This is a genomic window from Butyrivibrio hungatei (genome assembly GCF_900101605.1).
Lineage (GTDB): Bacteria > Bacillota > Clostridia > Lachnospirales > Lachnospiraceae > Butyrivibrio > Butyrivibrio hungatei_B.
This window is the reverse complement of sequence record NZ_FMUR01000011.1, coordinates 146,922-160,624: the sequence shown is the minus strand read 5'-3', so window position 1 is coordinate 160,624 and position 13,703 is coordinate 146,922. Positions and strand designations below refer to the sequence as shown.

Below are 13,703 nucleotides of genomic sequence, written 5' to 3'. Positions count from 1 at the left end.
CAACCTTAAGGAACGGCTTTCCATGCGACGAATGTCCGTCGCATCAGAAGAAAACTTTGAAGGCAAACTGTTTATTCAGTTTATAGCACTTCAGATGGTGTCTTATATCAAAAAGAAGATGGATGAAAACGGTCTGTTTAGCAGGTACACAATCCAGTCATTACTTGATGAACTGGATACCATTGAGTATTATCAGCAGCCCGGAAAGGCACATCATCTATCTGAGATAACAGCAAAGCAATGTGAACTCTATGAGTTCATGGGGTTAAATGTCCCGACATGATCAAACCTTGGTATAAAATGACGGGAGTTTAGGATGAAGCACAGCCTGAAGTGTTTAAGAATGCGTTTTCCGGAATCTGGTGGTCCGCATCGACGCTTCTTACAATAGGCTATGGCGATATATATCCCGTTACGATAATGGGTAAGATTTTTGCGATAATAATAGCTTTTTTGGGCGTTGGAATGGTCGCTATCCCTACGGGTATCATTTCCGCGGGTTTCGTTGAGCAGTTTCAAAGGCTTAAGGATATAGGCGAATTTGCCGAAGAGGAGAATATTCACTTTATAAGAATCATGCTTCAAGGCGATGATTCCTGGTGTGGCAGGAAAGTTTCAGATCTCGGGATTCCCAAGGATATGATGGCCGTTGCCGTTCAAAGAGGCAATGAGACAATAATTCCGCGTGGCGACACGGTTCTTTGCGCCGGTGACATTGTTGTTTTGTGTGCAGAGAAGACCAAAGAGCTTCAGCCTGTCGCAATAAAAGAGATAGTTATAAATGAGGGACATTCCTGGAACAATACTGCCGTAAGAAATATAGATATATCGAGACAGAGCTATATCTATGTGGTAAGAAGAGGCAATAAAACGCTGATCCCGAGCGGAGATCTTGTAATAAAGGCAGGTGACGTTGTCTTGCTGTATGACAAACATCTGCATAATGAAAATATATAAAGAGGTTTTAAAATGCTTAGTATGTTTAATTTAGAAACAAAGAAAAAGATACTTAATTCAACGGAACTGTTTGTACTTGATATGGACGGAACTTTTTATCTTGAAAATGATATACTCGACGGTTCGCTTGATTTTTTGGAAGCGGTGAAAAGAGCCGGAAAAAGATATATCTTTTTTACCAATAATTCATCCACATCATCCGAGGAATACATAAAGAAACTGGCTAAAATGAACTGTCATATAATAAGCGATATGATCATGACGTCGGGTGATGTTATGATCAAGTTTTTGCAGACGGAATATCCGGGTAAATCCGTTTATCTTCTCGGTACAGAACCGCTCAGAACAAGCTTTGTAAATGCGGGGATCAATTTGTATGACGCTGAGAACGGTGTGTCATCGGACGGTAGAAAAGCCAATCGTCCCGATATTGTAGTTGTCGGTTTTGACAAGACTCTTACATATGAAACTCTTACAAATGCGTGCACATATATTCGTGAAGGAGCGATTTTTCTTGCAACGCATCTTGATATAAACTGTCCCGTAAAAAATGGATTTATACCCGATTGCGGTGCCATCTGTGCTGCGATTGAACTTTCTACGGGCGTTAAACCAAGGTTTGTCGGAAAACCTTTTAAGGAAACGGTTGACATGATCGTTGCATCTACGGGCATTTCGGCAGATAAGATATCATTTGTCGGAGACAGGATATATACCGATGTGGCAACAGGCGTAAATAACGGAGCTATGGGAGTTTTGGTTCTTACCGGTGAGACTAAAAAAGATGATATTCCTGCATCCAAAGTACAGCCTGACGCAGTATTTGATTCGATCAAAGAGATGGGAGAAATGCTTTCTGATTGAGATTAAGTACGCGAGATTAAGGAAGTTAGGTTAGGATTAAAGATAATAAAAAGTGGTAAAAAGTTAAACAGGGCGGAAATCTTTCGATTTCTGCCCTGTTTAGAAAAGAGAGAAAAGTGGGGGTTTACTTTGAGGATAGCTTAAACAGTGGTTGTGATTACTTTTAACCACAATCTGATTTTATTTAATTTTTATGATTATGTCTATGCCTATAAGGGGAATGTGTAATTTTTGCAAGATTTCGTTCATATTAGTGTGCAAATTAATTTTGAGACTAAAATTAGCCTGGTGCCATTAGGTTGTAGAATGCGTGCTTTTTTCCGTAACACGCAATATGATTTAAAATAAATTAGCTTTATGTTATAGTTAAAAATACCTGTTATAAAAATATTGTTTTAGTTACGAAATATCATACAACAGAGGAAATTGTAGTGAGTGATTTAAAGAAAGAACCAAAGTGTGTAATAATTTCAGCCGGAAGTTTTGTTCCGGTCGATATAAAACTTAATGAAGGCGATTATCTTATCGCATGTGATGCCGGATTTGCATATGCGGAGCAACTGGGACTTTTACCGGATCTTATTGTCGGAGACTTTGATTCTACTGCTGAACTTGGACCGCAGGCGCTTAGAAGTCTTGAAGAGATCGCGGGGGCAGATCCGGGCAGAATCCTGCGCCTTGATGTGAGAAAGGATGACACGGATACAATTAAAGCTGTAAAGATAGCTCTTTCAAAAGGCTACAAGAAGATATATTTATACGGAGCTCTGGGCGGCGCACGCTTCGATCACAGCTTTGCCAATGTACAGACTTTGTTGTATATTAAACATAACGGCGGAACGGGATATATCATGGAACATGACAAGATGCTCATGATAGCGGAGAACGAGACGGTTAAGTTTAACAGGGGGAATACGGGATATCTCTCAATTTTTTCTCTTTCCGAAAAATCCTACGAAGTTACTTTGAAAGGACTTATGTATACGCTTGATAACGGGACTCTTACAAGTGATTTTCCGCTTGGTGTCAGTAATGAGTTCATCATTGATGAGGAGGCGGAGGTATCTGTGGGCAGAGGGACACTTCTGATATGTATTCATTTTTTTGAAGACAACAGAAAGTAACTGCTTGTGATACTCGATATATGTATGATATGTTTTCTTGCAAAGTTTTTTATTAAAGACTATACACAGGTTAAAAATGCGAAAGTAAGACAGCAGTACGGCGTTTTGAGCGGTGCTGTCGGTATTTTTTTGAACTGTATTCTTTTTGTTTCTAAATTGATCGCGGGTTGTATCACCGGATCGATCTCTATTATGGCGGATGCCTTTAATAATCTCTCGGATGTCGGTTCGTCTGTCGTGACTCTTGTGGGCTTCAGGCTTTCCGGCTGTGAAGCCGATGAGAAACATCCCTTCGGACATGGAAGAATTGAATATATTGCGGGACTTATAGTTGCGCTTCTTATTATTCTCATGGGAGTTGAGCTTATCCGTACATCTTTTGGGAAAATACTCAATCCCGGAGAGATAAGCTTTGATCCTGTTGTGGCAGGTATTCTGATCTTTGCCATATTTGTCAAATTTTTGATGTACATGGGAAATAAGGAAGCTGCAAAGAAGATAGAGAGCCCTGCGCTTAATAATACGGCTCTTGACAGTATTTCCGATGTTTTTACAACAACCGTCGTACTTGTATGTGCGATAATTACGAGCAAAACAGGTATTGTTCTTGATGGCTATGTGGGAATACTGGTTGGAATACTCATTGTAAAAACGGGACTTGATGCCGCAAGAGATACGATCAATCCGCTTTTGGGAGAGCCACCCAGTAAAGAGCTTGTAAAAGAAATTGAAGAGACGGTTCTTTTACACGAAAATATTCTCGGAGTACATGATCTTGTGATACACAATTACGGTCCTACGGGACTTTTTATGTCGCTTCATGCCGAAGTTGACGGAAGACTCGATCTTGTGACCGTTCATGATTTTATCGATGATATCGAGAATGAACTCAGGGCCAAATACAGCTGCGAGGTTGTTATACATATGGATCCCGTAGTTATAGGAGATAAGGACACCGACAGATTAAAGCGCAAAGTGAGCTGCATTGTAAAAAATCTTGATCCTGAGCTTAAATTTCACGATTTCAGGCTTAAACATTCAAATGATAAGGGGCACAGGGTTGCGTTTGATCTGAGCGTTCCGTACAAATACAGTATGAAAGACGATGAAATAACCGCATATCTCGAAGATAGGATAAAGAGGATGGAACCCGATATCGAATGTGAGATTACAATAGATAAGACAGAGAAGACGGAAAAGGCATGAAGAAAGTTTTAGGAGGGAATATGTTGGGGCTTAAGAAAATCAGAAACGGTTTTATGGAAATAGTAAAAGAGCATCCGGTTTCGGTTATAAGTGTGCTGATATCGACGATTCTTTACTGCTTTATTTGCGAGGGCGGAAGTGACAATACAACGCTTACCGTCAAATGTTTGGCCACATTCTTTTTAATCATCGCACTTGGAGCTCTTCCCTTGGAAGCTTTTCGAATGTATAGGATAAAAAATGGCGACAAGGATATCCTAAAGAATATGAACTATAAGATAGCTTGTTCCGTTGTTATGTTTGTAAGCGTTATTCTCGGTTTTTTTACAGCGATATTTTTTTCGTTCGGTCACAATATAATTGCGGCAAAAATAGGCGTTTCCGAGTTAACCGTAGATCTCTGGGAGGAATATGATTACAGGATCGTCTCGTGTTTTGCGGTCGTTATGATATGCGCGGCGTTATATCTTTTTTTGAAAAAGAGCGGTTGTACGTTTGAAGAATATACCGCCAAGGCCTTCTGCGGACTTATGAAAGCCGAGATTGTTTTCATTGTCCTTGTTATCGGACTTATGATGATCATAGGGGCGTTCAGCGTGCTTATAGTTGAGGTTGATTTTGTTGTTTACGAGCGCGTATGGATACTGCTTCTTGGATTTGTTCAGTATCCGTGCGCTTTGATGGGCGTTTCCAAGACTGATGACGAGATATCAAAGTTTGGCAAAGTGATGCTGAACTATGTGCTCACAGGACTTTTGGCCATAGCATTTGTGATCATTTATGCCTATATAATCAAGGTTATCGTAAAATGGATGTTCCCTTTGCATATGGTATTCGGTATTCTCACGACATTGTTTGGATTTGGCGTGTTCATATGGACGATGGCACAGGGAGTATGCGAAGAGAACCTAAGAAAAATTTTTAAATATATGCCGCTTCTTTTTATTCCATGCATCATCATGGAAATATTAAGTCTCGGAAGACAGATCTCATTATATGGACTTACGCTTACAAGATATGCGGGAATCGCGGCTATTGTGTTTGAGATTGCATATTTTGTTCTGTATATCTATAACATGAAAAAAGAGAAGAATGCTATGCCGCTTGTTTTTTGCATAATCATTGCGGTTTCCTATATAGCTCTTTTGGCTCCCGGAATAAATGCATATTCTGTGGTTATCGCATCGCATAAGGGAAATGTGATGAAGTTTCTGAATGAGAACAACAGTAAGGTTTCAAAACATGCCGCCTCCGAGTCGTACAAAACAATTGCGTATTCCTGCGGCGCTGTTGGGAAAAATTATATACATAAAAAACTGAGCGACGAAGAGAATGAGGCAATGGTCGAAATTTCGGGATCCGGAGTTGAGCCTTCAACCAATTCTTTATACATCTATGCAAACAGATATGAAGACAACAGCTATGATATTTCGGGCGGATATAAGAAACTCTATGTAGCAAACCTTGAATACTACGGCTATGCGGGTGAAGAGACGGACGGTTATGAGTATGATGTTACCTGCGGCGGAAAGAAGATAGGCGTTGTCAATCTTGAAGATGTGATAAAAAAGCTTATTGAGCTTAATAAAGCGGGAGCAAGCGGTTCTGAGATGAATGATGCGATAAAGGAGCCGGTTCCTCTTAATGACGGAGGGAAATTTATTATTTCTTATATCAGTATAAATTGCAGTGAGGATATGAGTAGTATCGGAAGTATTGATGCAAACGGTTATGTACTTAAATAAACCCATCTTGTCATTTAGCCACTGTTTGAGATATACTATGCAAGGAAAAAATAATTTATCAGTATTTTAATCGCTTTATGCGTAGATTATGGAGGAATAAATAAATGAAAGGTTCAAAGCCAACAGTTCTTTTGATTCTTGACGGATACGGAATCAATCCCAATCCTGAGGGAAATGCCATTGCAATGGCAAAGACTCCTGTAATGGATTCACTTATGAAGGAATATCCTTTTGTACAGGGTAATGCCAGTGGACTTGCTGTAGGTCTTCCCGACGGCCAGATGGGTAACTCAGAGGTAGGCCATATGAATATGGGTGCCGGAAGAATCGTATATCAGGAGCTTACAAGAATTACAAAGTCTATCGAGGACGGCGATTTCTTTACAAATGAAGGACTCATGGCTGCTATAAATAACTGTAAGGCAAATGATTCGGCTCTTCATATGTACGGACTTGTTTCAGACGGTGGTGTACACAGCCACATTTCACATATTTACGGACTTCTTGAGCTTGCTAAGAAGAACGGACTCAGCAAGGTATATGTACATTGCTTCCTCGACGGAAGAGATACTCCTCCGGAGAGTGGAATCGATTTCGTTCAGCAGCTTGAGGATAAGATGAAAGAGCTTGGTGTAGGCCAGATCGCTTCTATCTCAGGCCGTTACTATGCTATGGACAGAGATAATAACTATGACCGTGTTGAGTTTGCTTACAATGCTATTACAAAGGGCGAAGGAAATAAGGCAGACAGCGCACATGAGTGCATGGTTCAGACATATAAGGACGGCAAGACAGACGAGTTCGTTATTCCTACGGTTATCATGAAGAACGGCGAGCCTGTTGCTACAGTTAAGGATAAGGATTCGGTTATCTTCTTTAACTTCCGTCCCGACAGAGCAAGAGAGATCACACATTGCTTCTGCGATGATGATTTTGATAAGTTTAACAGAGGTAAGAGACTTGACGTAACTTATGTATGCTTCACAGATTACGATCCTCTTATCCCCAATAAGGAAGTTGCATTTAAGAAGGTTCTTCTTACAAATACATTTGGTGAATGGCTTGCGGCTAAGGGGCTTAAGCAGGCACGTATCGCTGAGACAGAGAAGTATGCTCATGTAACATTCTTCTTTAACGGCGGTGTTGAGCAGCCCAACGAAGGCGAGGACAGAGTTCTTGTAAACAGCCCTAAGGATGTTCCCACATACGATCTTAAGCCTCAGATGAGTGCTCCCGAAGTATGCGAGAAGATTCTTGATGCCATCAACTCACAGAAATACGATGTTGTTGTAGCAAACTTTGCAAACCCTGACATGGTAGGACATACAGGCGTTATCCCTGCTGCAGTTCAGGCTATTGAGACAGTTGATGAGTGCGTTGGAAAGATCGTTGAAGCGGTTAAGGCAACAAACGGAACAATGTTTATCTGCGCAGATCACGGTAATGCAGATATGATGATCGATTATGAGACAGGTGAGCCTTGGACAGCTCATACAACAAATCCTGTTCCTTTCATCCTTGTAAATTACGATTCTGCGTACACACTCAGAGAGGGCGGATGCCTTGCAGACATCATTCCCACACTTATCGAGTGCATGGGAGAGAAGCAGCCTGAGGAAATGACAGGAAAGTCTTTGTTGATAAAAAAGTGATAATATGTTAAAGTATTATTTGTTCGCTAATTGCGAGAGATATTTATTTCAGTAATATGTACTGGGAGGGCTATTTTTGTGAATGCTTTAAATTACGCTGTAGGAGTAATTTTCATATTGATATGTGCCGCTCTTGTGGTGCTTGTTCTTGCTCAGGAAGGTAAGAGCCAGGGACTCGGAGCTATTCAGGGTTCAGTTGAGAATACATATTGGAGTAAGAACAAGGGACGTTCTTCCGAAGGTTTGATGAAGAAAGCAACAGTTGTTCTTGCTGTTCTTTTCATCATCATAAGTGTAGTTCTTGATATGAATATTTTTTAAAATTATTTTTTTGATGGATTTCGGGCACTCTATTAGTTTAGAGTGCCTTATTTCGTATATGACATAATGTCACGGAGCTTGATTATGAGTAAGGGAAAAAGACTTAAGAGAATAGAAGGCAGCATATATGGCGGAAGCAAGAAAAAGTCCGCGGAACTTGTGGTGGGTAAATTTATCTCTAACGCAAGAGGCTTTGGCTTTGTGAGTGTTGATGATATGGAGGATGATATTTTTATCCCTGAGGAATATGTGCACGGAGCCTACCATTCAGACACTGTGGAAGTTGAACTTCTGAAAGAACAGACGGGTAAAAGACAGGAAGGCAGGATCAGAAATATTCTTGTAAGAGGTATTGAAGAGATTGTCGGAACATACCAGGCTGAGAAGAATTTTGGCTTTGTTATTCCCGACAGTGATAAGTTTACCAGCGATATTTTTATCCCGATAGAACATCATAATAAAGCTGTTACGGGCGATAAGGTTCTTGTTAAGATAACGGATTACGGAAATATCGCAAAGAGACAGAAGCCCGAGGGCAAAGTTCTTGAGATAATCGGAAATATAAACGATCCGGGTGTAGATATCCTGTCTATTGTAAAAAATAACGGAATACCTTATGAATTTCCCGAGAAAGTTATCAATCAGGCCAATAAGTGTCCCGATTCCATAAGCGAAGCCGATATGTATGGAAGAGAAGACTTAAGAGACCTCACTATGGTCACTATTGACGGTGAGGATGCCAAGGATCTTGATGATGCGGTTAGTCTCTATGTTGATGATGAGGGACTTTATCATCTGGGTGTGCATATAGCCGATGTTACAAACTATGTGCAGGAAAGCTCTGCGCTTGACAGAGAGGCGCTAAAGCGAGGAACGAGCGTGTACCTCGTAGACAGAGTTATCCCAATGCTTCCGCACAGGCTTTCTAACGGCATTTGCTCTTTAAATCACGGCGAAGACAGGCTTGCGCTCAGCTGCCTTATGACGGTTGATAAAAACGGCGGCATTGTCGATCATAATATTGTTGAGTCGGTCATTAACGTCAATGAGAGAATGTCATATACTTCGGTTGCGAAGATTCTCGAAGATGAGGATGAAGAGGAAATTGCCAAGTACAAAGAGCTTGTTCCCATGTTCAAGGATATGGCGGTTCTTTCCGGTATTCTCAGGAAAAAGAGAGAGAAGAAAGGTGCCATTGATTTTGATTTTCCCGAATCAAAAATTCTTCTTGATGCGGACGGAAATCCTACAGATATAGTGATGCGTGAGCGAAATACGGCAACAAGGCTTATTGAAGACTTTATGCTTGCTGCAAATCAGACTGTTGCGGAGCATTTTTATTACATGCAAAGTCCTTTCGTGTATCGTATCCATGAGCAGCCTGATCCGGAGAAAATCGCGACACTTTCTGTTTTTGTAAATAATTTTGGTTTTCATATCAAGACAAGAAGGGATGAAGGCGTTAAGCCCAAAGAGATCCAAAAGCTCCTCAAGGGAATCGAGGGAACAAAGGAAGAGGCCGTTGTAAGCAGAATGACACTGAGAAGCATGATGCAGGCTAAGTATAGCACGGAGTGTACAGGCCACTTTGGACTTGCATTTGATTATTATTGTCATTTTACTTCTCCTATCAGAAGATATCCCGATCTTCAGATTCACAGGATCATCAAGGATCATCTTCGCGGCAGGATGAATGAAGCTAAGGCTTCTCACTATGAGGAGATTCTTGATGAAGTTGCAAAACATTCATCCGAGACGGAGCGAAGAGCGGAAGAAGCTGAGCGCGAGACAGAGAAGCTCAAAAAAGCCCAGTATATGGAAAATCATATCGGCGAAAAGTTTGAAGGTGTCATTTCGGGCGTTACCCAATGGGGAATGTTTGTTGAACTTGAGAATTCCTGTGAAGGCATGATACGCGCCGCTTCTATGGAAGATGATTTCTATGTGTATGATGAAGCTTCGATGAAGCTTGTCGGCGAGAGGTATCATAAGGAATATACACTTGGAATGAAAGTGATGATCCGTGTTCTTGGAGCTGACAGGATTACCAAGACCATAGATTTTATGCTTATCGATTCCGATAGTGAAGATGGTGAGACAGATTTTTATACAGGCTATGACCGTTTTGTGCCGAAAGCGAGAAAAATCGCTGAGGATAAGGCAAGAAAGATCAGGAAGCTAAGCGAAGCATCAGAAGACAGGGAAGATACAGAGTATCAGGGTGATGTTGATGATTTTGAAGCGCTTGATGATGCCGGTGATTCTGCAAAAGAGAGAGTCAGAAAGAGGCTCGTCGAGTATGCAGGTAAGCTGATAGACCTTAACGAGTATGAACCCGATCCGAGAACGGGCGAGCCACAGCCAAAGCGCAGGAAAGGCTCTAAATCCGGAAAAGGTGTTGCGGCAAAAACTTCACATTCCGGAAGAAAGAAGACCGATGACGGCGGCGATAAGAAAAAATCCACCCGCAAGGTCTACAAGGTACATAAATACAAGAAGTCTGCCACGAGTAAGGCTGCAAGAAGCGCTCAGGGCAAAGGGAAAAGAAGAAACTAAAAAGGAAATATTATGGCAGAAGATAAGGCAAGAAAACTGGTAGCCAATAATAAGAAGGCATATCACGATTATTTCATAGAGGAAAAATATGAGGCCGGCATTGAACTGTTCGGTACCGAGGTTAAGTCGATACGTCAGGGTAAGTGCAGCATTAAGGAAGCGTGGATCAGTATAGATAAAGGTGAAGCCTTTATTATGGGAATGAATATCACTCCGTATGAGAAGGGCAATATCTTTAATAAGGATCCTCTCAGGGTTAAGAAGCTTCTTTTGCATAAGACTGAGATCAGAAAGCTTGACCAGCAGAAGATGGTTCAGGGATATACGCTTGTTCCGCTTGAAGTATATTTTAAGAGCGGAAGGGTGAAGGTTGAGATCGGTCTTGCCAAAGGTAAGAAGCTGTATGATAAACGTGCGGATATGGCCAAGAAAGATCAGCAGAGAGAAGCCGAAAAAGAATTCAAGATGAGATTTAAGTGATAAAGCTGTTGATAAATGGCTGCTTAGACGATATACTTAATAAGCAATAAGAGCCAAAGGTTCTTTGCATATAATTAAATAAGGGTTAGTAAAGGTTTCGACAGGGATTTTGAAGCTGGAGAAGCTATCCGCGGGATGGTGCGTTAAACCTCAAATTAAAATTAAACGCTAACGATAATTTAGCTTACGCTGCCTAAGTGCAGCCCGTCGACCCGGGTACACCTACATATCCGGTAATCGGCGTCAAAACTTGTAGGAAACGACACAGCTTAAGCTTTGCGGCTGTGGTCGTATCATGAAGCTACCGATTGTTTGCGGTTGTCAATTACTGCAGGCATGAGGGAACAGGGATGCAGAATCCCGCAATAATTGACTATGATAGTAGAAGTACAGGGGATGAATTTTTGGACACGGGTTCGACTCCCGTCTAATCCATACTTAAAAAGCGCGTTGTTACGCGCTTTTTGCATAATAAGGATATTTAGCATAAGAAGGGCATTTGGTATGAGACGATTCGCATCACTTTTATTGACATATGTTATGGTTGCAGAGGCGTTCTGTAGCAGCGTGGTTTCCATAAAGGCTAAAGAGCCGGTGGAATCCATTATATCCGGAATGACTACAGAGCAGAAAATTGCGCAGATGATCATTCCGTCGCTTCGAACATGGAACAACAAGGATACTACGGTGCTTAATTCCGAGCAGGCAGCTGCATTAAAGAAGTATGATTTCGCCGGAGTGATCTTATTTTCACAGAATACAAAGAATGTGACTAAGACAACTGAACTTATAAACAGCATTCAGGATGCACATTCAAACGGTGGGTTCAAAGACAGTATGTTTGTTGCCGTGGATCAGGAAGGCGGAAGAGTGACACGTCTTCAGACGGGAACGCATATGCCCGGAAACATGGCTGTTGCCGCTACCGGAGATGTCACAAACGCTTACAAGGCTGCAACTGTGATCGGAAAAGAGCTCGCTGTGCAAGGTTTTAATCTCGATTTTGCACCGGTTGTTGATGTGAACAGCAATCCGGCAAATCCCGTGATCGGAGTAAGATCTTTTTCCGATAAACCTGAGATAGTAACACAGTATGGCTTAAATTATGTAAATGGCCTTCATGATCAAAAGGTTATGACGTGCCTTAAACATTTTCCGGGGCACGGAGATACTGATGTTGATAGTCATACGGGGCTTCCCAAGATTGACAAGACATATGATGAACTGCTTAAAAGCGAGCTGATTCCGTTTTCTTCGCTGGCTGCAGCAACAGATTTCATAATGACGGCACATATCCAGTTTCCTCAGATAGAAAAAGAAACGTGTATTTCCAAAGCATCCGGGCAGAAAATATATCTTCCGGCAACGCTTTCTAAAATGTTTTTGACAGATATTTTGCGAAAGAAACTTGGATATCAAGGGCTTATTATAACCGACTCTATGGAGATGGACGCAATATCCACTAATTTTGATAAGCTTGATGCTTCCGCAAGAGCGATTAACGCGGGAGCGGACATTCTTTTGATGCCGGTGCGTCTCACATCTACCAAGGATATTGCTGATCTTGACGCATATATCAAAGGGCTCGGAGATATGGTTAGGAGCGGCGCGATATCCGAAAATAGAATAAATGAGTCTGTGACAAGGATTCTTCGTACCAAAGAAAAATACGGTCTTTTGGATAAGGTTCAAAAAGCTTCCCCTAAAAATGCGGCAAGCATTGTAGGTTCCAAGGAACTCAAGGCTGTAGAGTGGGAGATTGCTCAAAAAGCCGCTACGGCGACTAAAAATGACGGAGTTTTTCCGATAGGTAAAGATAAAAAAGTAGTAATTTTTTATCCCAAAAAGGAAGAGCTTAATTCCATTAAGGCGGGAGTTAAGAAGGCCGGAATAAATAAAGTTGATTATATTTTTGACGGCGAAGGAGTTTCATCTTCGGCCGATTCATCCATACAAAACGCGGATGTGGTTATTTGCATATCAAGTTGCGCTACGGGAGGAGAGTTAAAAAATACGGCTACCGTAGATACATTGATCGAAAAGGCAAAGAACAACGGAAAAAAGACTTTGGTACTCAGCACAAATCTTCCGTACGATCTTCAGAAGTTTAATAATGCGGATGCGCTTGTTGCCTGCTACGGACCCGGAGTTAATATAACTGCGGCAATCTATAAGATTTTCTTGGGATAATCATGGAGATAAAGGAAAATATGCGGACAAAATATGATAGGCAAAACGTCAAAATTTAGTAAGTAAATATTGGAACGCGATGCTATTATCTTCAGTCTGGTTGCGGACAGACATAATATAGGTATTGCGACATTTATAAATCTTTTTCTTCTGGGATATATTACGCAGTTTACGCTTAAGGTTCTTCAAAGTCTTATTCCTGAGCCTTCGATGATCGTTCGCGTGATATGTCTTTTGATAGGTATCGTTATCATATGCTTTGGATCTGCGATGTATATGACCGCAGATCTTGGAGTTTCAACTTATGATGCGGTGGCTATTGTGATGTCATCCAAATGGAAACTCGGTAAGTTCAAATACATAAGAATCTGCACCGATCTTGTATGCGTTGTTATCGGATGCGTTTTGTTTGTACTTGCGGGCAACTCATTATCCATGATTCCCACCATTGCAGGTGTCGGAACGATTATCACGGCATTTTTCATGGGACCTTTGATTGATTTCTTCAATGTGAAATTTGCCAGACCTTTCCTTAATAAACAATAATAATGCGCCGACTTTTACAGGATTAATTTATTAAGTTCCTCTTGGCTCAGATTAGCGGCTTC

10 protein-coding genes, 1 other RNA gene and 2 pseudogenes are annotated in these 13,703 nt (G+C 41.2%); all 13 read left to right on the top strand.

The window, feature by feature from the left end:
* A pseudogene (locus tag BLP87_RS10235) lies at positions 1-283 on the top strand (IS1634 family transposase); the annotation flags it as partial.
* 50 nt (positions 284-333) lie between these two features.
* On the top strand, positions 334-957 hold the full coding sequence (locus BLP87_RS16355; protein WP_074462618.1) for a potassium channel family protein: 624 nt from the start codon (positions 334-336) through the stop codon (positions 955-957).
* A gap of 12 nt (positions 958-969) precedes the next feature.
* A complete protein-coding gene (locus BLP87_RS10225) occupies positions 970-1,821 on the top strand; it encodes an HAD-IIA family hydrolase (protein WP_176756636.1) in 852 nt (283 codons plus the stop codon).
* 431 nt (positions 1,822-2,252) lie between these two features.
* Positions 2,253-2,945, top strand: coding sequence for a thiamine diphosphokinase (locus BLP87_RS10220; protein WP_074462617.1), 693 nt, complete (start codon positions 2,253-2,255; stop codon positions 2,943-2,945).
* Between the two features lie 6 nt (positions 2,946-2,951).
* On the top strand, positions 2,952-4,151 hold the full coding sequence (locus tag BLP87_RS10215) for a cation diffusion facilitator family transporter (protein ID WP_330390042.1): 1,200 nt from the start codon (positions 2,952-2,954) through the stop codon (positions 4,149-4,151).
* Positions 4,148-5,896, top strand: coding sequence for a DUF4153 domain-containing protein (locus BLP87_RS10210; protein WP_083334567.1), 1,749 nt, complete (start codon positions 4,148-4,150; stop codon positions 5,894-5,896). The genes BLP87_RS10215 and BLP87_RS10210 overlap by 4 nt, the downstream gene beginning before the upstream one ends.
* A gap of 104 nt (positions 5,897-6,000) precedes the next feature.
* Positions 6,001-7,548 carry a 2,3-bisphosphoglycerate-independent phosphoglycerate mutase gene (gene gpmI, locus BLP87_RS10205; protein ID WP_074462615.1) on the top strand — a complete coding sequence of 516 codons (1,548 nt, stop codon included), beginning with the start codon at positions 6,001-6,003 and terminating at the stop codon, positions 7,546-7,548.
* A gap of 78 nt (positions 7,549-7,626) precedes the next feature.
* A complete protein-coding gene (gene secG / locus BLP87_RS10200) occupies positions 7,627-7,869 on the top strand; it encodes a preprotein translocase subunit SecG (protein WP_074462614.1) in 243 nt (80 codons plus the stop codon).
* 129 nt (positions 7,870-7,998) lie between these two features.
* A pseudogene (gene rnr, locus BLP87_RS10195) lies at positions 7,999-9,960 on the top strand (ribonuclease R); the annotation flags it as partial.
* A 477-nt stretch (positions 9,961-10,437) separates the two neighbouring features.
* On the top strand, positions 10,438-10,905 hold the full coding sequence (gene smpB / locus BLP87_RS10190; RefSeq protein WP_074462612.1) for an SsrA-binding protein SmpB: 468 nt from the start codon (positions 10,438-10,440) through the stop codon (positions 10,903-10,905).
* Positions 10,906-10,987: 82 nt separating this feature from the next.
* Positions 10,988-11,343, top strand: a transfer-messenger RNA (tmRNA) gene (ssrA, locus tag BLP87_RS10185).
* A 66-nt stretch (positions 11,344-11,409) separates the two neighbouring features.
* Entirely contained in the window at positions 11,410-13,095 is a 1,686-nt protein-coding gene (locus BLP87_RS10180) for a glycoside hydrolase family 3 protein (protein ID WP_074462611.1), read from the top strand.
* Between the two features lie 69 nt (positions 13,096-13,164).
* The gene (locus tag BLP87_RS10175) at positions 13,165-13,641 is read left to right on the top strand and encodes a YczE/YyaS/YitT family protein (protein WP_083334566.1); all 477 of its coding nucleotides are present in this window, start codon (positions 13,165-13,167) and stop codon (positions 13,639-13,641) included.
* The last annotated feature ends 62 nt before the right edge of the window (positions 13,642-13,703 follow it).